This is a genomic window from Streptosporangium sp. NPDC049078, assembly GCF_040648855.1.
Lineage (GTDB): Bacteria > Actinomycetota > Actinomycetes > Streptosporangiales > Streptosporangiaceae > Streptosporangium.
On the sequence record NZ_JBEZEL010000009.1, the window covers coordinates 133,631 to 157,752 of the forward strand.

At 68.5% G+C, this 24,122-nt stretch carries 25 protein-coding genes; 9 read left to right on the forward strand and 16 right to left on the reverse strand.

The window, feature by feature from the left end; all coding sequences use genetic code 11:
- Together AB0B90_RS16885 and AB0B90_RS16890 are read left to right on the forward strand one after the other, a co-directional pair.
- The gene (locus tag AB0B90_RS16885) at window positions 1-783 is read left to right on the forward strand and encodes an amino acid ABC transporter ATP-binding protein (RefSeq protein ID WP_350941593.1); all 783 of its coding nucleotides are present in this window, start codon (window positions 1-3) and stop codon (window positions 781-783) included.
- Between the two features lie 147 nt (window positions 784-930).
- Window positions 931-2,421: an NAD(P)/FAD-dependent oxidoreductase gene (locus tag AB0B90_RS16890; protein WP_362923255.1), complete on the forward strand. Its 1,491-nt coding sequence runs from the start codon at window positions 931-933 to the stop codon at window positions 2,419-2,421.
- A gap of 399 nt (window positions 2,422-2,820) precedes the next feature.
- Here the strand turns inward: AB0B90_RS16890 and AB0B90_RS16895 are convergent, their stop codons facing one another.
- Complete coding sequence (locus AB0B90_RS16895; protein ID WP_362923257.1) at window positions 2,821-3,147, reverse strand: HigA family addiction module antitoxin; 327 nt, start codon at window positions 3,145-3,147, stop codon at window positions 2,821-2,823.
- 30 nt (window positions 3,148-3,177) lie between these two features.
- Window positions 3,178-3,300 carry a hypothetical protein gene (locus AB0B90_RS16900; protein ID WP_362923259.1) on the reverse strand — a complete coding sequence of 41 codons (123 nt, stop codon included), beginning with the start codon at window positions 3,298-3,300 and terminating at the stop codon, window positions 3,178-3,180.
- A 3-nt stretch (window positions 3,301-3,303) separates the two neighbouring features.
- Between AB0B90_RS16900 and AB0B90_RS16905 the strand changes: the two genes are divergently transcribed.
- Window positions 3,304-3,525, forward strand: coding sequence for a hypothetical protein (locus tag AB0B90_RS16905; RefSeq protein WP_362923261.1), 222 nt, complete (start codon window positions 3,304-3,306; stop codon window positions 3,523-3,525).
- 104 nt (window positions 3,526-3,629) lie between these two features.
- On the opposite strand, the gene AB0B90_RS16910 is transcribed toward AB0B90_RS16905, so the two are convergent.
- The 3 genes from AB0B90_RS16910 to AB0B90_RS16920 form a co-directional block, all read right to left on the reverse strand.
- A complete protein-coding gene (locus AB0B90_RS16910; RefSeq protein ID WP_362923263.1) occupies window positions 3,630-3,833 on the reverse strand; it encodes a DUF397 domain-containing protein in 204 nt (67 codons plus the stop codon).
- Window positions 3,820-4,680: a helix-turn-helix transcriptional regulator gene (locus tag AB0B90_RS16915; protein ID WP_362923265.1), complete on the reverse strand. Its 861-nt coding sequence runs from the start codon at window positions 4,678-4,680 to the stop codon at window positions 3,820-3,822. The genes AB0B90_RS16910 and AB0B90_RS16915 overlap by 14 nt, the downstream gene beginning before the upstream one ends.
- Before the next feature lie 161 nt (window positions 4,681-4,841).
- Window positions 4,842-5,132, reverse strand: a complete 291-nt coding sequence (locus tag AB0B90_RS16920) for a winged helix-turn-helix domain-containing protein (RefSeq protein ID WP_362510189.1) — start codon at window positions 5,130-5,132, stop codon at window positions 4,842-4,844.
- Window positions 5,133-5,930: 798 nt separating this feature from the next.
- Here AB0B90_RS16920 and AB0B90_RS16925 point away from each other — a divergent pair.
- Window positions 5,931-6,206 (forward strand): hypothetical protein, encoded by a 276-nt coding sequence (locus AB0B90_RS16925; protein ID WP_362923267.1) that lies wholly within the window; start codon window positions 5,931-5,933, stop codon window positions 6,204-6,206.
- Window positions 6,203-6,520 carry a hypothetical protein gene (locus AB0B90_RS16930; RefSeq protein ID WP_362923270.1) on the forward strand — a complete coding sequence of 106 codons (318 nt, stop codon included), beginning with the start codon at window positions 6,203-6,205 and terminating at the stop codon, window positions 6,518-6,520. The genes AB0B90_RS16925 and AB0B90_RS16930 overlap by 4 nt, the downstream gene beginning before the upstream one ends.
- A gap of 115 nt (window positions 6,521-6,635) precedes the next feature.
- Here AB0B90_RS16930 and AB0B90_RS16935 read toward each other — a convergent pair whose 3' ends face one another.
- Window positions 6,636-7,016, reverse strand: coding sequence for a helix-turn-helix domain-containing protein (locus AB0B90_RS16935; protein ID WP_350941585.1), 381 nt, complete (start codon window positions 7,014-7,016; stop codon window positions 6,636-6,638).
- A 142-nt stretch (window positions 7,017-7,158) separates the two neighbouring features.
- Between AB0B90_RS16935 and AB0B90_RS16940 the strand changes: the two genes are divergently transcribed.
- Entirely contained in the window at window positions 7,159-7,566 is a 408-nt protein-coding gene (locus AB0B90_RS16940) for a RidA family protein (protein WP_350941584.1), read from the forward strand.
- 89 nt (window positions 7,567-7,655) lie between these two features.
- Here AB0B90_RS16940 and AB0B90_RS16945 read toward each other — a convergent pair whose 3' ends face one another.
- From AB0B90_RS16945 to AB0B90_RS16985, 9 genes are all read right to left on the reverse strand, one after another.
- Complete coding sequence (locus AB0B90_RS16945) at window positions 7,656-8,555, reverse strand: class I SAM-dependent methyltransferase (protein ID WP_362923272.1); 900 nt, start codon at window positions 8,553-8,555, stop codon at window positions 7,656-7,658.
- Between the two features lie 121 nt (window positions 8,556-8,676).
- A complete protein-coding gene (locus AB0B90_RS16950; protein ID WP_362898297.1) occupies window positions 8,677-9,264 on the reverse strand; it encodes an XRE family transcriptional regulator in 588 nt (195 codons plus the stop codon).
- Between the two features lie 324 nt (window positions 9,265-9,588).
- On the reverse strand, window positions 9,589-12,924 hold the full coding sequence (locus tag AB0B90_RS16955; protein ID WP_362923274.1) for a tetratricopeptide repeat protein: 3,336 nt from the start codon (window positions 12,922-12,924) through the stop codon (window positions 9,589-9,591).
- Between the two features lie 523 nt (window positions 12,925-13,447).
- Window positions 13,448-13,885 (reverse strand): transcriptional regulator, encoded by a 438-nt coding sequence (locus AB0B90_RS16960; RefSeq protein WP_350941579.1) that lies wholly within the window; start codon window positions 13,883-13,885, stop codon window positions 13,448-13,450.
- Window positions 13,886-13,898: 13 nt separating this feature from the next.
- Window positions 13,899-14,699, reverse strand: coding sequence for an alpha/beta hydrolase (locus AB0B90_RS16965; RefSeq protein WP_350941577.1), 801 nt, complete (start codon window positions 14,697-14,699; stop codon window positions 13,899-13,901).
- Window positions 14,700-14,758: 59 nt separating this feature from the next.
- Entirely contained in the window at window positions 14,759-15,529 is a 771-nt protein-coding gene (locus tag AB0B90_RS16970) for a GNAT family N-acetyltransferase (RefSeq protein ID WP_362923277.1), read from the reverse strand.
- Between the two features lie 212 nt (window positions 15,530-15,741).
- Window positions 15,742-17,568, reverse strand: a complete 1,827-nt coding sequence (locus tag AB0B90_RS16975; protein WP_362923279.1) for an ABC transporter ATP-binding protein — start codon at window positions 17,566-17,568, stop codon at window positions 15,742-15,744.
- Window positions 17,568-19,403 (reverse strand): ABC transporter ATP-binding protein, encoded by a 1,836-nt coding sequence (locus tag AB0B90_RS16980; protein WP_362923281.1) that lies wholly within the window; start codon window positions 19,401-19,403, stop codon window positions 17,568-17,570. Before AB0B90_RS16980 ends, AB0B90_RS16975 begins: the two co-directional genes overlap by 1 nt.
- A 156-nt stretch (window positions 19,404-19,559) precedes the next feature.
- Window positions 19,560-20,030, reverse strand: coding sequence for a MarR family winged helix-turn-helix transcriptional regulator (locus AB0B90_RS16985; protein WP_362923283.1), 471 nt, complete (start codon window positions 20,028-20,030; stop codon window positions 19,560-19,562).
- A gap of 84 nt (window positions 20,031-20,114) precedes the next feature.
- Here AB0B90_RS16985 and AB0B90_RS16990 point away from each other — a divergent pair, with 84 nt between their 5' ends.
- The 3 genes from AB0B90_RS16990 to AB0B90_RS17000 all read left to right on the forward strand — a co-directional run bounded on the left by AB0B90_RS16990 (window position 20,115) and on the right by AB0B90_RS17000 (window position 22,546).
- Window positions 20,115-20,564 carry a MarR family transcriptional regulator gene (locus tag AB0B90_RS16990; protein ID WP_350941572.1) on the forward strand — a complete coding sequence of 150 codons (450 nt, stop codon included), beginning with the start codon at window positions 20,115-20,117 and terminating at the stop codon, window positions 20,562-20,564.
- A 261-nt stretch (window positions 20,565-20,825) separates the two neighbouring features.
- Complete coding sequence (locus tag AB0B90_RS16995) at window positions 20,826-21,377, forward strand: SigE family RNA polymerase sigma factor (RefSeq protein WP_362923284.1); 552 nt, start codon at window positions 20,826-20,828, stop codon at window positions 21,375-21,377.
- Window positions 21,374-22,546, forward strand: coding sequence for a hypothetical protein (locus AB0B90_RS17000; RefSeq protein ID WP_362923286.1), 1,173 nt, complete (start codon window positions 21,374-21,376; stop codon window positions 22,544-22,546). The genes AB0B90_RS16995 and AB0B90_RS17000 overlap by 4 nt, the downstream gene beginning before the upstream one ends.
- A 179-nt stretch (window positions 22,547-22,725) precedes the next feature.
- Here the strand turns inward: AB0B90_RS17000 and AB0B90_RS17005 are convergent, their stop codons facing one another.
- The gene (locus tag AB0B90_RS17005; protein WP_362923288.1) at window positions 22,726-24,120 is read right to left on the reverse strand and encodes a hypothetical protein; all 1,395 of its coding nucleotides are present in this window, start codon (window positions 24,118-24,120) and stop codon (window positions 22,726-22,728) included.
- Window positions 24,121-24,122 lie beyond the last annotated feature (2 nt).

A 24,122-nucleotide genomic window follows, 5' to 3' on the forward strand; every position in this document is an offset into this window, starting at 1 on the left:
ATGAGTGAGAGCCAGGTCATGACGACACCGCTGATCAGCGCACTGAACGTCCGCAAGTCCTTCGGCCGGCACACGGTCCTGCACGACGTGTCGCTGGACGTCCACCAGGGGGAGACGGTCTGCCTGCTCGGACGCTCCGGCAGCGGCAAGAGCACCTTTCTGCGCTGCCTCAACCTGCTCGAACGCACCGACTCGGGGGTGATCATGCTCGACGGTGAGCTGCTCGGCTACGAGGAACGCGGCGGCAAGATCCACCGGCTGTCGGCGCGACGGGAGGCGAGGCAGCGCCGACGCCTCGGCATGGTGTTCCAGCAGTTCAACCTGTTCTCGCACAAGACCGTGTTGGAGAACGTCATCGAAGCGCCCACCCGGGTGCTACGACGCCCGGGTGCGGACGCGCGCCGCCAGGCGCGCGAACTGCTCGCCAGGGTCGGCCTCGCCGAGAAGGCCGACGCCTACCCGGCCCAGCTCTCCGGCGGCCAGCAGCAACGCGTCGCGATCGCCCGTGCCCTCGCGATGAAGCCACAGGTGCTGCTCTTCGACGAGCCGACCTCGGCGCTCGATCCGGAGATGGTCAACGAGGTGCTGCAGGTCATCCGCGAACTCGTGCTCGACGGGATGACCACCATCATCGTCACCCACGAGATCGGGTTCGCCCGCGAGGTCTGCGACCGGTTCGTGTTCATGGAGGACGGCCGCATCGTCGAGGAAGGCCCGTCCAGCCGGCTGTCCGGCGAGGCCGAGCATCCGAGCACCCGCGACTTCCTCAGCAAGGTCCTCTAGCCCCGGCGCCCGTGGGCGCCGCACATCGTCGTGCGCAGGCACGAACTCGACAGCATCGTCGTGCCCAGGCACGAGCCCGACAGACATCATCGTGCCCAGGCACGAGCTCGACAGAGAGAGGCAGTCATGCCATCGACGGGCGGAGCCATGCCCTCTGTGGCCGTGATCGGTGGCGGGTTCGCCGGACTCGCGGCGGCCCACCAACTGAAGCGGCACGGGTACTCGTTCACCGTGTTCGAGACCGAGGACGGGCCGGGCGGCACCTGGCGCGTCAATCGTTTCCCCGGTGCCGAGGTCGACACTCCGGCCCCGATGTACTCGTTCTCGTTCGCCCCGTACGACTGGTCACGCTCCTACCCCGGCCAGGCGGAACTGCAGTCCTACCTTGAGCACGTGGCCGACCGGTTCGGGCTCAGGGCCCACTTCCGGTTCGGCACCACCGTCCGGCGGCTGGTCTGGGAGGAGGACGGCCAGCGGTGGGCCGTGCACCTCGACACCGGTGAGGTGCTGCGTTTCACGGCCGTGGTGACCGCCGTCGGGCTCCTGAACGTCCCGAACGAGCCCGCCTGGCCGGGCCGCGAGCTGTTCGCCGGCGACATCTTCCACACGGCGCGGTGGCGCTCCGACGTGACGCTCGACGGACGCCGGGTGGGAGTCGTCGGCACCGGTTCGACGTCCGCCCAGATCGTCGCGGAGCTCGGCGGCCGAGCCAAGCATCTGACGGTGTTCCAGCGTCAGCCCGCATGGGTGGACCCGAAGGTCTCGCTCCCGTTCACCGAGAAGGAACGCGCTCGACGGCGTCACCCGGTGACGCGGCGACTCATCCGGTGGCGGTTGTTCCTGCAGCTGGAACGCAAGTGGCTCGGCGGCAGGATCATCCGGCCCGGCGGGACCGTCGACACCCGGGCGGTCAAGATCTGCCAGGACTATCTCGCAGAGGTCTTCGCCGACCACCCCGACCTCAGGGCGGCTCTGACACCGACCTCGGCCTACCTGGGCAAACGGGCGATCCACAGCTCCACCTTCTATCCGACCCTGCTGCGTGACGACGTCACCCTCGTTCCGCACGCCGTGGAACGAGTGACCGAGACCGGCGTGGTCGACGCCACCGGCCGGGAGCACGAACTCGACGTCGTGATCACCGCGACGGGATTCCGCGCGGCCGAGTTCCTCTGCGGCCTGGAGGTCCACGGGCGCGCGGGCCGCGACCTGAAGGAGAAGTGGGGCGACGACCCCATGGCGTTCCTCGGCATCACGGTGGACGAGATGCCGAACCTCTTCATGATGTACGGCCCCAACACCAACTACTACGCCCCGGTGTTCAACTTCGAGCAGCAGGCGAAGTTCGTGGTGCGCTCCCTGCGGGAGATGCGCCGCCGCGGTGCCGGCGCGGTCGAGGTCAGGCCGGAGGCGGTCAGACGGCTGAACCGCTGGCTGAAGCGTCGCCTGGACGCCAGCTCGTTCGCCCAGGCACCGAACTACTTCCGCTCGGCGAGCGGCCGGGTGGTCACCCAGTGGCCGGACGGCGCCTCGGTCTACTGGTTGCTCACCCGGACCCTGCACGCCCGCTCCGCACGGTTCTTCCGCGCCCCCGGCGCGTCGGCCTCACCGGACAACCGGCACCTCTCCGTGCCGTGAGGGCCTGTCCCGGATCCTGGGAGGGCGACGTCCCGGCCGTGAGAAGAACCGAACGGCCCCCGCGGCCCATCGGGCCGTCACGATACGCACATGCGGCCCGGACGACGTTCCCCGCACGCTTGTCGGGGACACCGTCCGAACCCGCTGACCGGTTCCCCGTCCGGCTACGTCTGAACGCGTTCCGCTCCGCTGGACGGAAAGCGTTCAGGAGTGTGACTTAAAAATCGCTCGCCAACTCGACTTTCCGCTTGAGGCCGTTTCCCTGCCTGGCAGGCCAGATGCCGTCATGTTGTAGACGGCCGACAACAATTCCCGGAGACACGCCTATGTCACCGGCAAATGCGCGAACCGAACCCAGAGACTTCAAAGAGCGAAGCTTTGTAAGATGCTTCTTTGGAATCAGTAGGTCACAGGAAAACTGATCGGCCTCCTCTTTCTTATCTCGTGCTCCATGTGCAGGCGTTGTTGGGCGGACTGGTAGTCGGTCTCCAGACGGTTCCAGAGCTTCGCGGGCATGCCGGTGACCAGTTCCAGGCGTTGCGCGATCTCATGACTTAACGGCACAAGCCCTTGAACCAACCTATTAACATGCTTCGCGCTGAGGCCCAGTCTGGTGGCGAGTTCACGCTGGGTCATCCCGAGCTCGTCGAGATACTCACGGATGGTTTCCCCGGGTGGCACGGCGTGGTCGGGGGTGCCGGAAGGATGGAATTCAGGTGTCGACATCGGCTTCTACGCTCCTTTCGTTCTTCATAATCATCCGTGACAGTCGACGATCTCTATGGCCAGTTCGGCCTCCTTTTCCTCCAACTCCTGGCCTGTCTTCTCTTCGGAGATCATGAGCCGGAACACGAGGCGCCAGCCCTGATGGAGATCCATCGCGTGGCACCCCGGGTAGTCGCCGCGCAGCGGGTGACAGCGTCCCGGCAAGCGAAAGAGATCGTCCAGGGTGTCCGCGACGCGGAGGGTCTGCAGACGCTGCCTGAGCTTCCAAGCTCCTTCGGCGCCCGCTGGCAACCGTTCCGGGCCTCGACCCGCGAGGAGGTCGCCGTCAAGGTAGTCGGCCACTACGGCGGCGCGGTCCTCCAGGTTCGCGACGTGTAGGGGAAATTGTCCCAAGCATGTTCAACCAGGTCCATGAGAGTGCGGACTGCCGCACGGCCGGGTGGCTTTTGGCTGGTTTCGGCTGTGCTGCGTTCGTGGACGGGTCAGATCTCTCCGCTGCGGATGCCCGCCAGGAAGTCGTTCCAGGCTGTCGGGGAGAAGGTGAGCATCGGACCGGACGGGTCCTTGCTGTCGCGGACGGCGACGAGGCCCGGCAGGTTCATGGCTACCTCCACGCAGTTGTCGCTGCTTCCGCCGCTGTAGCTGCTTTTACGCCATGCGGCGCCGATCAGGTCAGAGGGGGGCATGGTCACTCCTTATCGCGGCAATGAACTCCGCAGACTCCTCGGGGGACAAGCACACACCAGCAAGACGCTTGAACGTAATTTTAAGATTCTCCACCTGATCTGTCGCCTCTACATAGATGTCTCCGCCTGGGCAGCCGGTGTAGCCCACCTCTGGATCTTCGGCATCGAACCCCAGCAGAGAGAAAGCGCCCTCCAGGCCACAGTGCGCACCGATCCGAAGCGGAAGAACCTGAACGGTGATATTGGGCCGGTCCGTGACCTGAAGAATGTCTCCGAGTTGGCGGGCCATGATGGCGGGTGAGCCGACAGGGCGACGCAGCGCGCATTCGTCCATGAGTACGTGCAGCGAGGGCGCCTTTGAGCTGAGAAGGCTGATTTTGCGTGCCATCCGAGCTGCCACATACCGCTTCAATTCTGCGACGGCCAGTCCCGGACGTGACGTGCGGATAAGTTCACGCGCGTAGTCCTCGTTCTGCAGGAGGCCCGGCACCAGCAGAGGTTCCCAGGTGCGGATGGTCGTGGCCTCGGATTCCAGGCCGACGTAGGCGCCGGCGAACACATCGCTGTAGGCGGTCCACCAGCCACGTCGACCGGCATCGCTGCCGAGTTGGATCAGCCCCGCCTTCGCCGATGAGTCCACGGCGTACAGGTCACAGAGGTCGGCGATGTCCTTGCTGCTGGGCATGGTTCGGGCGTTCTCGATGCGGCTCAGCTTGGCCGTGGACCAGCGGAGCGGAGTGGCCACCTCTTCCAGTGTGTGATTTGCTCTCTCGCGAAGTCTTCGCAGCTCACGGCCGAGGCGGCGGTGCCGGACGGTAGGACTCGCGGAAGCCATGCCGACCAGCATGCCTGATCACTGTCGTCGTGCGCCGAGCAAATTCATATGAGGCGCTTGTGATCATGCAAGTTGCACGCCACACTGTAAGGAGTTGATTGAATACCAAGAGTGACGGAAGGGTCGAGGTGTCCGGCCGACATCGTAACCGTCGTTGATCGCCACTGCGCTGATCAATCGGCGGGCGAAACGTCGTCGGGACGCGAGGGCTCTGCCTGCGGGTCGATGTACGTTCCTCTTCCGACCACGGTCCTGATCAGGCCGCGCCCGCGCAGTTCCCGCATCGCGCGCCGGACCGTCAGGTATGCCACCCCGTATTCGGAGGCGAGATCGCGCTCTGCCGGAAGCCGCTGACCTGGCCGTAGGTCACCGGCATCGATCAACGCCTGAATGTGATTGGCCAACCGGACATACACGTATTCCGGGCTGTCCTCTTCTGGATCGAACGGCGAGACGCTGCTCATGAATTCACCGTATGGCTATGGTGACCTGCTGAAATCCATGGGTAGCCATGCATTGCTATACATGGCTACACTCGATCGCGTAACCTCTGGCCCAGTACAAAAACGGGATCCGCAGGCGCTCGCAACGCCGCACGGATCCCTTGACCAGGAAGGCACTCCTGATCCATGAGTAACCCTAGTGCCCCGGCTCTCGACCGGACCACGGTGCACGACTGCGGCTGTTTCGCCGATGTGCCGCCGATGCCGATGGGGTGTGCCACCTGCGGGCACGCTCCCTACGCGCACGGTTGTCCAGGTCAGGCCGCCGACCACGAGTACGCCCAGCCTTCCGGTGACCTGCTGGACCTCCGGTTGCGGGCTCGTCGTACCGGGGATCGTTCCCTGCCCTGCTTCGAGCGGCCCGTTCCCGTGGCCCCGGCCAGGACGACCCCGTCGGTGCCCGCTCAGCGCTCTGCGGAACGGGTCCCGGCCCCGATACCCGTTCAACGCCGTTCCCGGCAGGCCCCGCCGGTCGTACCGGCATCGTTGCCAGGGCGGGCGCACTGCCGTCTGCGATCGGCACGCTCGTCAGGACCCGCTCTCACCAGATTGTCCCGGCTCGACCGCAGGCATCGCCTCGCGCCTCGCCCGAGGCGAACGACCACCTGCGTACCGCGCCGAGCCCTGCTCACCCTGTCTTCGTATCGGCCGCCCGGCCGGTACGGCGTACCCCTCCAGATCCTTCCCTGCTCCACAGAGCGGGCCCGTCCACCGCTACCAACGACCGGACGGGCCCTTGACCGGATCGAGGTCCAATCAATGAATGATGGTAAATCCACCACTCCCGAGCCGAGGCGGGAATCGACCATTCCCGGTTGGCGGCTCATCCTCAGTGACGCCGGACGGTTGTGGGCGAGCCGCGAGGAGCCCTTCTCCCCGGCCGCGTTCCACGCCGGAGCCGAGCGCACCGTCGACGCCGACAGCCTGGAGGCCCTGCGGGCCGAGACCGACCGGCAGGAGATCATCGCCCAGGAGGCCGACCCCGGCACGGAGACCCCGGTCGCGGAGAGCACTGTCGGGCAGGTGATCTCATGATCCGGCGACGGCCCGTCCGCTCTCGCGGACGCCACCGCGACGGCCAGGCCGCCCTGCCCGTACCCCACCACACCTGGGACCACGAGGCGCGTGCCGAGGCCGCGATGCTGGAGATCACCCGGCCCGGCTGGTCCGTCCTGTACGGCACGGGCAGCCGCCTCTTCCACGCCATCGCCACCTGGCCCACCCCCGAACCGCTGATCATCTGTGACCGTACGGTCGAAGGACTGAAGGCGCAGATGCGCGAGGCCGAGACGACCGTGCTGCATCGCTGGGCACTGACCTCCACCTCGGTCACCATCGGCCACTTCTGACGAACGGGCACGGCGGCCCCGTCCCTTCCCCGGTGCGGGGTCGCCGTGCCGGGGAAGACGTACCGCGTGCGGTGAAGCGCGGTGCGTGGCGGGGTGGGGTCGTGTCCGGTTCGGGCTACGCGTCGAAGCGGCGGCGGGAGTCCTCGATGTGGCCGAGATATCGGCTGGTCCAGTCGCACATGCCGTCAACCGTCTTGCGCAACGCCTGGCCCGACTCCATGAGCGTGTACTCGACCCGTGGCGGCACGGTGGGGTGCACCTCCCGCTCGACCAGGCCGTTGCGCTCCAGCATGCGCAGGTTCTGGGTGAGCATCTTGTGGCTGATGCCGTCGATCTCGTTCCGCAACTCGCCGAAGCGCAGGGTGCGGTCCCCCAGGGTCTCGATGATCAGGAGTGCCCACTTGTTGGCGATGTCCGAGAAGATCTCCCGCGCCAGGGAGTCCGCGCGGGTCAGGTCCGCGTCCTGGGCCGAGCCGCTGAACTGCTTGGTCACCATAAGGTTCCTCAGTCACTGAAAAGTGCGTTCTTCCATGTCAGTGGACACTCTCCTATGGTTCCCAAGTAACCACAAGAGACCGAGAGTGTTCGGGGTCGCCGGAAGCGGGCCCGAGGACTCTCCTGAGGAGGGAGCGGACAGCATGGCCATCACCCTGGTGAACCCCGCCGGACTGCCGGAGATCGATGTCTACCGGCAGGTGTCGATCGCGACCGGGACGAAGCTGGTCTTTGTCGCCGGACAGGTCGCCTGGGACGCCGGTGGGGTCACGGTCGGCGAAGACGACCTCGCGGCTCAGGTCGAGCGGTGTTACCTCAACATCGGCACGGCCCTGGCCGAGGTCGGCGCCTCCTTCGAGGACGTGGCGAAACTGACCGCCTATGTCGTCGACTGGACCCCCGACAAGATGCCGCTGTTCCTGGAGGGGGTCGCTCGGGCGGCCGCGAAGCTGGGGGTCACCCCGGTCGCTCCGGCCACGCTGCTGGGTGTCGCGGCGCTGGCCGTACCCGACCTTCTCGTCGAGGTCGAGGCCACCGCGATCATCGACTGAGTCCGGCGCGACAGGGTCCGGATCGCCGTGTCATCGCCCGCGGACCACATCCCCTCCCCGCTCGGCGGGCGATTCGGGTGGGGTGAGGGTCAGGTACGGCGTGCGGCCCATACGGTGCGTTCGGTACGTACCGAGAGGTCGTCGCGGCGCAGGATGCTGTCGGGACCGCTCGTGTCGAGCAGCCGGTCGAGTGCGGCGAGGTCTTCGGCGGAGAGCGTGTCCGCGACGGCGCCGCGGACGCGCCGAAGGGTGCTCAGCGCGTAACGGCCGATGGCTTCGTTGTGGGGGCCGTCGATGTTCACGATGACGGTGCGCTCGCCGTCGAGGGTGAACCCGGCGGCGGTGAGCATCGGTCCCCAGTCGGCGCCCCGATGAGGCATGTGTTCGGCGTGGAAGCGGTCGGTCGCGGCGTGGCAGCGGTCCTCCAGACCGGGCCGCTCTTCGGGGGCGTCTTCCGGAAGGAACCGGGGAAAGCCGGCCAACTCGACGACGGCGAACAGACCGCCGGACGGGAGCATGTCGTGGACGTTGCGCAGGGCATGGCCGGGGTCGGCCATGTGATGCATCGAGGCCGAGGCCCAGACCAGGTCCGGCGTACCGAGGTCGGGCCAGTCGGCGGCGTCGAGGTCGGCCTGCACGGTGCGTACGCGGTCGTCCATGTCCCGGGCGCAGGCCTTCTTGCGCAGGCGCTGCAGGTGTTCGGGTGAGGCGTCGACGGCGATGACGTGCGCTTCGGGGAAACGGTCGAGGAGGGCGAAGGTGCCCGTTCCCGTGCCGCAGCCCAGGTCCACGATGTGGCGCGGGCCGGTCTTCAGCGGCAACCACGCGGTGATGGACGCGATGTGCTCGGCGAGGACTTCCGCGTCCAGGTCGAGGATCTCCGCCTGGTCGGCGTCGTCCTGCCGGTGACGGTCGTCTTGCGTGTGGTGGTCGTGTCGGTGGTGGTCGTGCCGCGCACCGTGGGAGGCGTGCGAGTGTGCTTGGGTCATGCCGTCACCGTAAGGCGGATTTGCTGCAAAAGCATGATGGCTCCCGGAACGCGCAAGTTATCGATGCGAGACGGTGCCCCATGCGCAAGGCGTATCCGTACACGGAGGGTGCGCGTCGCCGTCATCGGCGGAGTTCGGGGGAGTCGCCGTCGTTGTCGCGCTGGTGTCCTCGGCGGGCGTCGCGGTCGAAGATGCCCAGAAGCTCGCACGGCCCGCCTTCGGCGCCGATGGCGTGCGGCAACATGGTCGGGAACTCGGCGGCCTGGTTGGTCTCAAGGCGGAAGCGCCGGTGGCCCAGCATGAGGATCGCGGTGCCGGAGAGGACGACGAGCCACTCCCGGCCGGGGTGGGCGCGCATGCGTGAGGGGTTGTCGGGCGGTGGCTCGGTCATGCGCTGACGTATGACGCTCATGTCGGGGTCACTCTTCACCGGCCAGCGCAGCCGGCCGTGGGCGCCGTCGACGATCGGGCTGATCACGACGTCGTCGGTCGCGTTCTCGACGAGCTGGTCGAGGGTGGTGTCCAGGGCGCGGGCGAGGGTGACGAGCTGGTCCAGGGCGAGGCGTCGCTGCCCGTTCTCGATGCGGCTCAGTGAGGACTGGCTGAGGTTGGCGCGGCCGGCCAGTTCTTCCAGGGACCAGCCCTGTGCGACGCGCAGGGCGCGGATGCGTTTGCGGACAAGGCTGTCCAGATCTCCGATTTCTTGCATCACGGGCAAAATAGTATGCCCATGATGCAAGGCAGGGTTAACGTCGTGCGCGGAAGACCGGCGCCGAGTTCGTCGAGAGCCGGGCAGGCAGCCACTTCATCTGTTTCGACAACGACTACCCCGCCGTCGCCGACCGGATCCGCGACTTCCTGACCTCGGAACCGCCACGTCACGGCTGAACCGGTCAACGCCGCCACGGCGGTCTCGCCGGCCCGTCACTGAGACCAACTGAGAAGCCGGGGCCGTCACTGAGACCAACTGAGAAGTGGTGTCCGGAGCACGTTTCTCAGTTGGCGCTCAATGGCGGTGTTCTCCCGCAGGGGGTCACGTCCTGCCGGGGGTGATCCCGTACCTCCGGAGCCGTTCGGCCTCGCCGACGCGGCCCAGCCGTCTCAGCAGGTCGATCGCCGCGCGCAGGGCGCCGGGCAGGCCCAGCTCGGCGGCGTGCAGGTGGGCGAGGACCGCTCTCTCCGGCCGGCCGGTCTCGCGCAGCAGGACGGCGATCCAGGTCAGCGCACCGGCGTCACCCGTCTCGACGCGGGCGTTCAGCCAGGTGAGCGCCTCCTCGGCCCGGCCCGACTCGTACATCAGGTCGACCGCGTGGTCCAGAGCGCGAGGGTCGCCGTCCTCGGCGCGGGTCCTGAGCCAGGCGATCGCCTCCTCGGAACGGTTCATCTGGTACAGCAGGGCGGTGAACCGGCCGAGGGCGTCGGTGTCGCCGTGCTCGGCGCGGAATCGCAGCCAGGTGATCGCCTCCTCGACTCGGCCCGCCTCCTGGAGCAGTTCGACCGCCTTCCACAGGGCGTCGGTGTCGCCGTGCTCGGCGCGGGTCCGCAGCCAGGTGATCGCCTCTTCGGTACGGCCACTCTCCTGGAGCAACTCGACCAGCCGCCAGACGGCGTCGGGGTTCCCCGCCTCGGCGGCGTTCCGGTACGCGGCCAGTGCCTCCTCGGTACGGCCCGTCTCCTCAAGGAGTTCGACCATTCCCCAGCCGTCGCCGGGGTGCCCGGTCTCGGTGGCGCGCCGGTACGCGGTCAGCGCCTCCTCCAGGCGGCCCTCCCGGTGCAGCAGGACGGCCATCGGCCAGTGTGAACCGTCGTTTCCCGCCTCGACGGCGCGCCGATAGGCGGCGATCGCCTCCTCGGTCCTGCCCACCTTCTCCAGCAGGCGGGAGAGCGGGTCGAGCGCGAAGCGGTCACCGGCCTGCGCGCGGGCGTTCAGCCAGGCGATCGCCTCCCCGGCCTGGTCGGACTCCCGCAGCAGGTCGACGGCCTCTTCGAGGGCGAGGCGGTCGCCGTGCTCGGCATGGGTCCGCAGCCAGGCGATCGCCTCCTCGATCCGTCCCGTCCGCCGCAGGAGGCCGATCGATCGCCGGTAGGAGTAGGTGTCGCCGTTCTCGGCGCGGGCGTTCAGCCAGGTGAGGGCCTCCTCGGTCCGGCCGTTCTCCTGGAGCAGATCGACCGTCCTGGAGATCGCGCGACGGTCGCCCGACTCCGCGCGGGCGTACAGCCAGGTGATCGCCTCCTCGATCCGTCCCGACTCCCGGAGCAGTTCGACCGCCTCCCAGAGGGCGTCGGTGTCGCCGTGCTCGGCGCGGGTCCGCAACCAGGTGATCGCCTCCTCGGTCCGTCCCATCTCCCGCAGCAGGGCGACGGCCTGCCTGAGGGCGTGGCCGTCACCGGTTCGCACGGCGCGGCGGCAGGCGACGAGCGCCTGCTGTCCGTGGCCCGTCCTGTACAGCAGGGACGCCAGCCACTCCGGGGCGTCGGCGTTCCCCAGCTTCGCGGCGTACCGGTAGGCGATGAGAGCCTCCTCGTAATATCCCGCCCTGTCGAGAAGGGCCGCCGTCCAGACGGGGAGGCCGACGTCGCCGAACCAGCCGTGGGCTCGCGGCCAGGCGATCGCCTCCCCGGTCCTTCCCTCGTCCACGAGCAGGGTGATCGCCTTCCTCGGGGCATCGGGGTCTCCCGCTTCCGCGGCGCGCAGGTAGGCGGTGATCGCCCTCTCACGGTGACCGGCCCCGTCGAGGACGGCGGCGCTCCGGCCGAGTGCCCACGCGTCGTCCTGCTCGCCGTGGAACCTCAGCCAGGTGAGCGCCTCCTCGGTGCGTCCCGTCTCTCCGAGCAGGGCGATCGCCTGTCGTGGGGCGTCGAGGTCCCCGGCCGCGGCGGCGGCACCGTACAGCAGGAGGGCGTGACGGTAGAGGCCGCGAGTCCGAGCCTGGGCCGCGAGGCGGGGCAGGTCCTCGGGGGCGGCGTGAAAGGCGAGCGCGTCCCACAGGGCTGCGGGGACGGGACGCGTACGGCGCTCGGCGCGACCGAGTTGTTCCAGGTGGTTCGCGAGCCGGTAGCGGCGGGAGGCGGACGGCTCGTCGTGGTGGGGGCCGACGCGGGTGAGGGGGCTGTGGACACCGCAGGCGTAGGCGAGGGCCCGTTCGAACCAGTCCCGGGGCAGGGCGCCGTACTCGTAGCCGGTCAGGCAGTCGAACGCGGCGGTCTTCAGGAGGGCGTGGGAGAGGGCGGGGCCCGCTCCCACCCGCCTGGCGTCCATCGCGGTCTCGATCACGGCTCTGGCCGGGGCGGGCGCGTTGCGGTAGCGCTCGACCATGCCGGGCACGCCCGTCAGGTACTGGGTGATCCGGCCGTCGCGGGCCCCGACGTACGCGCGCTCCAGACGCGGATCGCCGTGCGCCGCGCCGTGCACCGCCTCCAGGTGGGAGCCGGTGAAACGGTCGGGGACGTGGATGGCGGCGCCGGTCACCAGCGCCCGTGCCTGGGCACGGGGGTCGGCGCCAGCCGTGGTGGGGACCTCGGTGAGGGCGGCCCAGTATTCGGGCCACAGGGTGCCCAGGACCAGCACCGGGCCGCGCTCCGGGTCGTCCACCAGGGCACGCAGCCCGGCGGCGACGCGCTCGCCCAGGTCACCCTCCGGGGTGAGCAGGTAGGACTGCGACTCGTCGAGCCACACGACGGTCCGCGGCGGGAGGGAGGCCAGGGCCACGGCGATCGCCTCCGGATGGACGGGATCGGCCGGGTGCCACAGCCGCCACCCACCGGGCAGGAGCCGCACCGCCTCCAGGCAGGCCCGGGTCTTGCCGGTCGACGAGTCGCCGACCAGCATCGCCACCGCACTGCGCCCGGCCACCGCCCGTCGTACGACGGCGGCGAGGTGGTCGTCGTGGGGGCGCGGCACGTAGACGGGCAGGACGCCCATTCCCACGGCCTCCGCGCCCGCGTCGATCGCCCGGTGCACCCCCAGCGAGAACGGGTCGGCCGACGATCTTCGGTGACCCGGCGACCCGGCCGCCGAGGTCAGGCGGGCGCTCCTCCACAGCTCGCGGCCCCGATCGGCGGCGACGGCGGGGTCCCGCCCGGCCAGACGGGCCAGCACGGTGATGACGGCCGTCAGGCCGGCCTGGTCGGAGGGGATCTCCGCCGAGGCCAGTATCCGGCGGACGGTGTCGCGTTCGGGAGCACCCGGTCCGGGGAGTTCGTGGGAGATCTCCCCGGCGATGTCGTCGAGTGCGGGTGCCCCCGCTTCCATGTACAGCTCGTACAGCAGGTCTCTGAGATCACGCAGCGGTCCGGGAGGGACCTGTGAGCGGGTGATCGGGAGCGGTCGTCGTCGTCGTACCCGGCCGTTGTTTCCATCGCCGTTCATCATCTTTCACCGCCACTCATCGCAACTTCATCGCTCGTCATACAGGTTGAGAAAGGCGGCAGTCATCACTAATAAGGTGACAAATATACTTCTGTCGTAAGAAGTAGCTCGATTTCGTGATGTATGAATCCGCAGCGTGAGCGCGCATCGGCGGGGCCGTCGATCGGGAAAGGCTCCTTTCTGCTGCCCGAGCCGATAAAGAGTATTTGGTCGTTATTAATGCAAGATCAGGGGATATTTACGGTTTTGGTGTGCCGCTCCCGGTCTTTCCCCCGGTGAGCGCGGACGTCCGTCACCGGATTCCTCCCCCGGTGAGGGCAGACGTCCGTGACCGGATCCGTCCCCGATGAGGGCGGGCGTCCGCCGCCGGATCGGTCTCCGGCGAAAGGGACGTTCGTCGCCGGGTTGATCCTCGACGAGGGGGACGTCCGTCGGCGAGTCCGAATCCAGATGTTCTTCGGTGACCCCCGGTTCAGGCCAGGGCGAACGTTCCGCGGTGAGCCGAGCACCCGATCCAGCGGTGCTACCGGCGGTATCTGTCCAGCAGTTCGCTTCCGACGTCGACATAGCCGGAGAACAGCCCGATCACGTCCCTGAGCCGATCCTGCGCGGGACCGGGGCTCACCAGGGCCTCGCCGTCGCGCAGTGCGGCGATCAGGGTCCTGGCCCGCGAATGGCTCGCCTCCAGCAGCGACTCGATCCCTCCCGTGGCCTCGACCAGGAGCCTGCGGCTGCCGGGCTGCGGGATCACCTTCGCGAGCCCCCAGGAGTCCAGCTGCCGTACCGCGGTGCTCACCGCTCCCTTGCTCAGTTCGAGCTCGGCGGCGATCGCGTCGAGGGAGATCGCCTCCTCGGTCACCAGCAGCAGTCCGTAGACGCGGCCGGTCGCGTGCGGGAGGTTCCACGAGGCCAGCAGGTCACCCACCGAGGTGATGAACGCGCGACGCCTGGTCGCGCTCACCGCCGTGCCCGCCTCATGCCGAGATCCTACGCAAGAACGCCTCGATCGCCACGTTCACCGCACGAGGGTCGTCCTGGTTGGCGATATGGCCCGCGCCGGGGATGACGACCTCCTCGACGCCCTCGGCCCTGGCCCACCTGGGCATCGCCGAGGCGATGTTGCCGGTGCGGTCCCGTTCGCCGCGGATCAGGCACAGAGGTACGGGCGTGCGATAGCCGGGATCCGGGTCGAGGAGTTCGACGGTCGCCCGCCACACCTGGACGAACTCCTGCTTCGACAGCTGGGAGAACGCCCGCCGCGCGTCCGCCCGCGCCTCCTCCGTCACCGCCGAGGCGTCGGCCATCATGCCGGGAAGGCGTTTGGCGGAGATCATCGAGAGACTCGGCGCGGCCGCCTTCAGCAGCAGACGCTCATTCCAAGACAGCGGCGCGGTGTTCCACGTCGAACCGATGACGACCAGCGCTCGGGCGAGGCCCGGACGCCGCCGGACGACGGCCTGGCCGAGGTTGCCGCCGAGGGACTGTCCCACGAGCACGGGGCGGTCGAGCGCGAGGTGCTCGACGAGCGCGCACAGGTCCGCGATCGCCCGCTCGGCGGTGAACGGAGCCCCGGCCGGGCGAGAGCGGCCGTGGCCGCGCATGTCCCAGGTGATCACCCGGTATCCCCGGGCACGCAGGTATTCGCGCTGGGCGTCGAACATCGCATGATCGGCCCCCGCGCCGTGCGAGAACACCAGCGGCACACCGTCACCACCGCTGTCGGCATAGCGGAGAGCGCAACCGTGCAGTGAGAGCACCGAGGTTAGATTCACCATTTGCTAAATATAGTGAACATTCCTGGCGGGCGCGCACCGGCCCCTCGCACTCGCGAAGGTCACGGTGATGCCGGAGCACTCGCCGACGGCTCCAACTGGACCTGGGTCTCGGAGTCGGTGAAGCCCACCGAGCGGTACACGCGGATCGCGACGTAGGCCGGATCGGCCACCATGACGAGCGTGTGCGCGTTCAGGTGTTCCAGGGCGTGTCGGCCCGCCGTGTACACGAGGGTGCCGGAAAGGCCGCGGTTCCGATGGGCGGGGTGGGTGTCGACGGCCTGGTAACGCGCGAGGCCCGAACCGTCGGTGAACAGGCCGAGCCCGGAGACCATACGGTCGTCCACGAAGGCTCCGAACCACGCGCCGCATCCGCGTTCCTGCAGCCGGCGCATCGCCGCCAGGTTGCGCCGGGCGAACACCCGGTATCCCTCGACGTCGGTGCCCGGGTTGGTGGCCTCCTGCAGCGCCAGCGCGGCGGCCCAGTCCTCGTCGCCGTCCAGGACGCGGAAGTGAGCCTCACGGTTCGGTCGCGGCGGCGGGTGCACCGCACTGGCCGTCATCACGGTGCTTCGCTCGGCGTCGAGGTTCGCCGCGGCGAGTTCCTCCGGCTCGCCCGCGTCGCCGGTGACGCCGTCGACGCCGATGGCGACGTGGCCGGTGTCGGGAAACTCGCGGCGGAAGGTCTCCACCCACGAGAACACCGTTCCGGGGGCCGGCGGGGCGTCCAGCAGGATGAAGTTTCCCCAGTGATAGGTCGGATTGGCGGGCGTCCGGACGACCAGGTAACCCTCGCGCCGGTCGACAATGCTGCCCTGCAGCCTGAGCAACATCAGATCGCTCCGAAACCCCAACGACCGCACCGTCATGAGCAGAACATACTGGCACCCTCCCGACCTCACCAGGCTTCCGTCCGCCGCGAGGTCAGAGGTCTCCGGTCGCCTTCCCGCGCCTCTCGGCGGACCGGCTGCGCGCCCAGCGTGAGCCGCTCCAGCGAGACGTGATCGAGACCGCTCGAATCGGGGCCCGATTCGAGCGGCGCCGATCACGCGGAACCGGTGACGGAGACGAAGCCGGAACCGGGCCGGTAGTCGGGGGACTGGTGTCTGAAGTAGGTGTTGTAGACCTGGCAGTAGTGACCGCCGCGGGCCAGCAGCGTGGTGTGGTCGCCCTCCTCGACGATCCGGCCGTGATCCAGCACGATGATGCGGTCGACGTGCTCGATCGTGGAGAGCCGGTGGGCGATGACGATGGAGGTGCGCTCGGCCAGCACCCGGTCCAGGCCCTCCTGGATCTGGGCCTCGGTCAGTGGGTCGACGCTGGCGGTGGCCTCGTCCAGGACCACGATCGCCGGATCCTGGATGAGCAGGCGGGCCAGCGCGACGAGCTGGCGCTGGCCCATGGACAGGGCGCGGCCGTGCTCGCCCACATCGGTCCGCAGGCCGTCCGGCAGGGCGTCGATCCAGTCGCCCCCGCCGACCGCCGTGGCGGCGGCGAGCACCTCCTCGTCGCTCGCTTCCGGCCTCGGATAGCGGATGTTGTCGGCGACGGTGCCGCTGAACAGGAACGGAACCTGCGGCACCGCGCCGATCTGCCGCCGGTACTCGGCCAGGTCGAGCGTGCGGACGTCGCGATCGTCGATCGTCAACAGGCCGCCCTGGAACTCGTAGAACCGGGTGATGAGCTTGCTGAGCGTCGATTTGCCCGCCCCGGTGTGGCCGACCAGCGCGACGCTCTCGCCCGCCTCGATCGTGAGGTTGAAGTCCCGAAGGACGGTGCTCTCCGCTTCGTAGCCGAACCTGACGTCCCGGAACTCGATGCGGCCCGCGAGCCTGCCGACCGGCTGGGGGTCGATCTGCACCACCCGGGGTGGCGCGTCGATCAGGGCGAACACCCGCTCCGAGGCGGACAGGCCCTGCTGGAACTGCGACCAGAACGCGGCGATGGAGGTGAGCGGGAACCAGAAGAGCGCGACGCCCTGGAGGAAGAGGAACCAGTCGCCGCCGGACAGAGCGCCGCCGAGCACGGCGGTGCCGCCCAGCTGGACGAGCGCGACCGTGGCGAGCCCGGCGACGAAGAAGAGGACGGGGAAGATGCCGGAGAAGACGAAACCCTGTTTGAGGGTGACCTGGTAGCTCTGCCGGTTGATGGGGCGGAACTCGTCGTAGACCCGCTGCTCCTGGCGGAAGTTCTTGGCGACGGTGATCCCGCCCATGGTCTCCTGCAGGGTGGCGTTCACCCGGCTCAGCGAGCGTTGCGCCTGGCGGGTGCTGCTGCGGGCGACCCGCCGGAACAGCAGGGCGATGCCCATCACGATCGGCGCCACGAGAAGGGTCAGCAGGGCGAGCTCGACGCTGCGCAGGAAGAGCATGACCGTGACGAAGCCGACCATCAGCACCTGGCTGATCAGGTCCATCGTCAGAGTGGAGACGGTGGCGAAGTCGTCGGTGTCGGAGGTGACCCGACTGACGATCTTGCCTGACGGGGTCTCGTCGTAGAACGACAGGTCACGCTTGAGCACGGCGTCGAACGCGTCCTCGCGCAGACGCAGGACGACGTCGCCGGTGACCTTCGCGCTGTGCCACTGGCGGACGAAGTTGAACAGCCAGCCGAGCACGCCGGCGATCAGCAGGCCTGCGGTGAGCTGTGGGCCCACGTCGGCGATCGTGCCGTCCTCGATCCCGTCCACGCCCCAGCTGACCAGCAACGGCATCGCCGCCTGGCTCAGCGAGAACAGCACGATCATGACCGCGACCAGGATCATCGATCCGAGCTTCGGCCGGAAGTAGGACAGGATCCGGCGAAGGAGCTCACGATCGCTGTAGCTGCGGTCGTAGTCCTCGGCGTCGAGGCCGTCCATGAGGAAGCCCATCAGCCCTGCCCTCCCTGCTCGCCCGCGAGGACCACGGCCGGATCGATGGTGTCGCCGGTCACGTCGGCCTCGTCGTAGTGGGAGAAGATCCGCCGGTAGAGGCGGCTCCTGGAGAGCAGCTCGTCGTGCGTGCCGTAGTCGACCAGCTCGCCTCGGCGGAGCAGCAGGACCTTGTCCGCCCACCGGATCTGGGAGAGCCTGTGGGTGATCAGCAGGGTGGTGCGCCCGTCGAGAAGGCGGCCGATGGCCCGCTGGATCCGGTCTTCCGTGGCGGAGTCGATCGCACTGGTCGAGTCGTCGAGCACGAGGATCGCCGGATCCGTCAGCAGCGCCCGCGCGATGGCGAGGCGCTGGCGCTGGCCGCCGGAGAGGGTGATGCCGCGCTCACCGATGACGGTGTCGTAGCCGTCGTCGAGCTCGCCGATGAACTCGGCGGCCTGAGCCTCCTCGGCCGCCCGGACGACGGCGTCCCGCTCCACTCGCTGGCCCAGCCCGAAGGCGATGTTCTCGGCGACCGACCGGGAGAAGAGCACGATGTCCTGCTCGATGGTGGAGATCTGGGAGCGCAGCGAATCGAGGTCCCACTCGCGTACGTCCACGCCGTCGACCAGGATCCGGCCCGCGGTGACGTCGTAGATCCGGGGGACCAGCTTGGTCAGGGTGCTCTTGCCGGAGCCGGTCTCGCCGACGATCGCCACGGTCTCGCCCGGCTTCACGGTGAACGTCACGTCGCGCAGCACGGGATCGTCGTCCCCGTAGCCGAACGTCACGTTCTCGAAGACGATCGATCCGCTGATCGGCGCGGTGTGGCCGTCGTCGGGCTGCCGGAGCTCGGTCTCGGTGTTCATGATGCTCAGGATCCGGCGGGAGGACACGATGCCGATCTGGACCAGCGAGAAGGTGAAGATCGACATGTTGGTCGGGAAGCCCAGCATGGCCACCAGGCCCATGAAGGCGACCAGGTCGCCGATCGTGATGGCACCCGCCGTGTGCAGGAGGAGACCGTGCCAGAGTGAGCCGGCCATCGCGAAGGCGAAGAGCAGGGTCGGCAGGTAGCGGGCCTGGACCAGGCCGTTGTGGACGAAGGAGTCGCGGTAACGCCGCGCGCGTGTCTGGAACCGCCGCCGCTCCTGGCCCTCCTGCGCGGTCACCTTGATGACCTCGATGCCTCTGACCGCCTCGTTCAGCCCGGCGTTGAGATCGCCGAACTGCTCTCGCATGCGGGTGGCCACGGGGTTGAGCCGTCTCATGTAGTGCCGGAGCGCGAAGACGAAGGCGACCGCGAAGACGCCGGGCACCAGCAGCAGGCGAGGATCGATCGCGGCGATGAAGGCCAGGGGCACGAGGCCGCTGAGACCGGAGTCGACGATCAGGTCGACGCCAGGACTGATCATGGTGGAGAGCTGCCGGATGTCGTTGGCCGCCCGCGCCATCAGGTCGCCGACCCGCTGCCTGTTGTGGAAGGTCTGGCTCTTGCCGAGCAGGCTGACGTAGAGCTCGTCCCTCGCGTCCCGCTCCAGTCGCTTGGCGAGGACCTCGCTGGCCAGGCGCGCGACGACGTCGAAGAGGCCGCGGGCGAGCACGATCGCCAGCAGCCCCAGCGAGATCATGCCCAGCGCCCGCGCCCCGCCGCCGTCCTCGCTCAGGACGGCGTCGAAGGCCTCGCCGGTGAATCCGGGGACCATGGCGTTGAGCACGACCATGATCAGTGACGCGCCGAGGAATCCGACGAGTTGGAGCGGGTGGCGGCGAACATGGGACCAGAGCCAGCGCACCGGCCCCCGCCTGTCATGCGGGCGGCCGGAGACGGAGAACTCCGAACTACTGGTGGTCACAGCTCGCCCCCGAGCACGTTGAGGATGAAAGTCGAACTTGCTTTCTATCACCGGGCGCCGACACTTTCCCACGCATTTTCTCGCCCCCGCATGTCGCGGGTGGCGGCCCGCCGACCGGGTCCCGGCCGGGTCCCGGCCGGGTCCTCTGGGGCCAGGTCAGGCGGGGCCTGAAGGTGGGTCGCGGGTCTCGCCGGTTTCGCCGGGCTTGGTCAGGTTGGCCGACATCCGCGTCAGGACGTCGATCGTGGCCAGATACTCCTCGGCGCTGATTCCCTCGGTGAGGCGGGCGCGGTCGATGTCCACCCGCCGTCGCGACTCCTCGTGCGCCCGGATTCCGGCGGTGGTGAGGGAGAGCCGTTCCGCTCCTTCCAGCCAGCCCCGCTCGCGCAGATCGTCCACGAACGGGCGCAGGGAGGGGAGCCGGTCGTCGAGGAAGGGGGCGAGGGCGGTGTCGAGACCGGCGAGGGTGGGGGAGTCGACGGCGACGACGTTCAGCACCTGCCAGTGGCGGCGGGTCAGCCCCTGGTCGGCGAGGAGGTCGTCGAGAGAGCTCTCGACGAGGCCGTGGAGGTGCTTGATCCAGTAGCCGATGGGACGCCTCTGGCCGGTGATCCCGGAGGTGTTCACGGTGCCGCCTCTCCCTGCTTCTCGATCTTTCGTCGATACATGTTCTTTGGCAATAACATGTATTAATACATGTACCATCGAGGGATGGAAGACCCTCAGGTGGCCGCCGTCGAACGGGCGATGGTGGCGATCCGGCGCAGCCAGACCCGCCGAGCCCTCCAGCGCCTCGCGGGTGACGTCGAGCTCGACCCCGCGCTCTTCGGGGTGATCGACGCCGTGGAGGAGGAAACGGAGGCCGCGACGGTGACCTCCGTCGCGGGCCGGATGGGCGTCGACCAGCCCCGTGCCAGCCGCCTGGTGGCCAGGGCCGTCGAGGCGGGGCTGGTTCGCAGGGTGGCCGACCCGGCCGACGGCCGCCGCAGCACGTTGGAACTCACCGAACTGGGTGTCGGGCACGCCGAGCGGGTCCATCGCTTCCGCCGCGAGATCTTCGACGCGGCGATGCGTGACTGGTCCGAGCGGGAAAGGAAGGAGTTCGCCCGCCTGCTCACGGCCTTCGTCGCGGAACTGGGCCGACGCCACAGGGAAGGCTGACCGCGCTGACCGCGCTGACCGCGCGGGAAGGGGCCGAGTGTCTTCTCGAATGTCGGTTGCGGATCCGCGGTGTGCCGGTTTTTCTTCCCGTCGAATGTCGGTGATCGACTCGCGAACTGTCGGTTTTTGTTCTCGTCACATGTCGGTTGGGCCCCCACGCCATGCTGCGGGGAGAGGCGCACATCCACCTCACTTCACTGAGAAGGGGACCGATCCGCCGTCCCGAGGCAACCTGATCGACGGGATACGCATGGAGCAGGCATGCAGTCTGAGATCAGGAGTGTCGTGGAGAAACCGCCGCCGGAGGCTCACGCGGCGACCGCTCCGGGCGACGCCGTCGTCACCGATTTGTTCATGACCCACCGTCTCGGCCTCGTCCGCTTCGCCTTTCTGCTGGTGGGGGACCGGGAGACGGCCGAGGATGTCGTGCAGGACGCCTTCGCGGCGATTCACCGCCGGTGGAGCCGGTTGACCGACCACGACCAGATGCTCCCCTATCTGCGGACGGCGGTGCTCAACGGTTGCCGCATGGTCCACCGGCGCCGAGTGATCACTCGGCGTTTTGGTGGCGACCGGAAAGTGCCGTTCTGGTCCGCGGAGGCCGAGGTGTTGCTCGGGGAGACCCGGCGAGAGGTCTTCCTCGCCGTTCGAGCACTGCCGCGCCGTCAGCGTGAGGCGGTGGTGCTGCGCTACTACCTCGACCTGTCGAAGGGGGAGATCGCCGAGGTGATGGGGGTCAGCCGCGGAACGGTGAAGTCGTCCACGTCCCGAGCCCTCAGGACGCTCGCCGCGAAACTGGAGGAGGACCGATGACCCCGCAGACCGAAGACCGGCTCCGTGACGCCTTCGCCGCCGGTGCCGAACTGGTGAGCACCGAGACTCTGCGACCCGCCGACCAGGTGGTACGACCGAGGGCCGCTCGTCGCCTTCGTGGCTCCCTCCGTATGGCTCCGCTGCTGGCCGCACTGGCGGTCGTGGTGGTGAGCGTCGCCGTCGGGGCCGGGTTGCGCGGTTCGGGGGCGGTACAACCCGTGACGGAAGGTCAGCCCGGCCCCGGCTTCCTCCTGGTCGCGGGGAACGACGGGTTGACGGTCCGCGACGCCCACAGCGGTAAGGTCACCGACCGGGTTGTGATGCCTCGATCCCCGGAAGGGAGCACCCGGGGTGTGCGCGGCGGATATCTGCTCGCCGGAACCGGAGAGGGCAGAACGTTCTACGTCGCCCAGAGTGTGCTGTCCCGTCAGACGGCGGTGGGCACCACGTGGTTCCACCGGATACGGATCGACGAGCGGGGAAAGGTCACGGAGTTGGCACGCGACGTGATCTCCCCGGTGACCGGTACGGCCGCGTCCTCTCTCGCTGTCACCGACGACGGCACCCGACTGGCCTACAGCGTCGACGGTGAGGTGTGCGGCAAGGACGCGACGCTGCGCTTCTGCCCCGGAGCACGGCTCACGGTCGTCGACCTGCCCACCGGGAAGACGCGTACCTGGACGACGAACGCCACCGGCGACCTTTGGAGCCTGTCGTGGGCGGCCGACCGCCGCACGCTGGGCTTCGTGACCATGTCGCAGGCCCGGGTCCTTGACACGGCCGCCGCCGGTGACACGCTCAAAGCCGGCCGGACGGTGGTTCAGGGGGTGGACGCCCCGGATGCCGCGACGATCAGCCCGGACGGTCACAGGATGCTGGTCGGCCGCAGGCACCTGTCCGACGGTCGGGGACCGCACCGCTACACGATCGAGGAGTACTCCGTCGTGGACGGCCGGAAGATCCGCACGCTGTTCGGCGCGGAACACGCCGGCAGGAGCATTCCCCGGTGGAAGATGTTCCAGTACGACGCCACCGGACGCCACCTGCTCTTCACGGGAAACTTCTACCCGCTGAGCAGGCTGGACGAGAACGGACAGGTGACCGTCCTCGTTCGTCAGGAGCCCCTGGACTCCCTCGGGGCCCCGCAGGAGATGTCGGCGGCCTGGTAGCGACGGTCCGTCCCAACCCATGATCGCGAACCGCGCGGACCCACCTGGAGAGGGCGGCTGAGAACCGGGTGACGGAGAAATTTCGTTGGTCGCGGCAAGGGGCGCCCCAGCGCCTCCCGGCGGGCTCCGGTGTACCGGGTCACCGCCGGGAGGCGCTGGGTCGATTCGTCAGCCGGAGGTCACTGCCAGCTGTCCAGGCGGCAGCCGTCGGTGGTCTTGCCGTTGTTGCAGTGGTTGAGCTGGAGGGCGTCGAGTTGGTAGGCGAAGGTCTGGCCGGCGGGGCTGACCACCGAGATCTGGACGCTGGCCGCTCCGGTCGGGGCGGTCGCCCTGTGCCGGTATTCCGTCCAGGTGGTGGTCAGCGCGGTGCTCGGACCGTCACTGCTGGAGATCAGGGTGTTGGACGAGTTGTACCACGACAGGCGCAGTTTCACGTTGCCGGAGGTGGCGGTGGTCATCTTGGCGAAGAACTTGTAGGTCTGGCCGGCGGTCACCGCGGGTTTGCGGGTGACCGATACGACGCCGTCGGCGTACGACTGCACGTTCATGGTGAGCGACCGGCGGCCGTCGTAGTGCTTGGCCGAGATCTGTGACGTCGGGCCGGGCGGGGTCACCTGGATCCAGCCGCCGCCCGAGACGCTGAACCCGGTCGGGGTGGCGTACGGCGCGTCGGCCTCGACGGTGCGTTCCTGCGCGGTCAGCAGGTCGTTGCTGTAGCCGATGTCGCAGCAGGTGGGGGTGGTGAAGTAGGGCCAGGCCGCGACGTTCACCTTGCGGGTGTCACCGGCCTCGTTGCCGGTGTAGAAGGTCGCCGTGGTCTCGCTCGGGTCGTAGTAGTTGTTGAAGTCATGGTCCAGCTGCCAGTCGTAGGTCTGGTTGGACATGATGTCGGGATAGCTGAGGTAGTCGATGGTCTCGGTGACCTTGGGATGGTCCACGTAGAAACTGTCCGCGCCGATGTGGATCAGTTCGTGCAGCATGGTGGCGCTGGACCAGTCGTCGGTGGTCGCCGCGCACGTCGTCGTGCACCAGCCGTTCGCGGTCCCGTTGAAGTCCTCGAACACCACGTACTTGCGGTTGGCGTTGTCGTATCCCGCCGCGCCGAGATCATCGGTGATCTTGTCCACCGAGGTCTCGCCGCCGATCACGCCGGCCTCGATCTTCTCCGGTATCACCAGCGCGCGGGCGTAACCGGAGTAGGTGCTGGTGTCGTAGCCGGTGCGGCAGCTCAGCTTCAGGTGCTGGTCGTAGTCGGTGGACTCGTCCAGCTCCAGGTCCATCCGGTCGACCAGCTTGGCGATCTGCTCGACGTGGGTCTCGTAGTTGTTCCCTCCGCCGTCGTGCCAGGCGTAGATCACCTGGATGGCCGGGGTGCTTCCGCTCGCGTCCTTGGGGTCGGACAGCGTTGTGGTGCAGCCACGCTTGGGCACGTTGGCGTCCACCGGCAGTGTGTACGGACCGGTGGGTTCGTTGATGTACGGCGGCGCGAATGCGGCCACCGGACTCGCCATTGTCAGAACGACGAGTCCCCCCGCGGCGATCGCCGACATGATGCGACGCAGTTTCAGCGACAAAG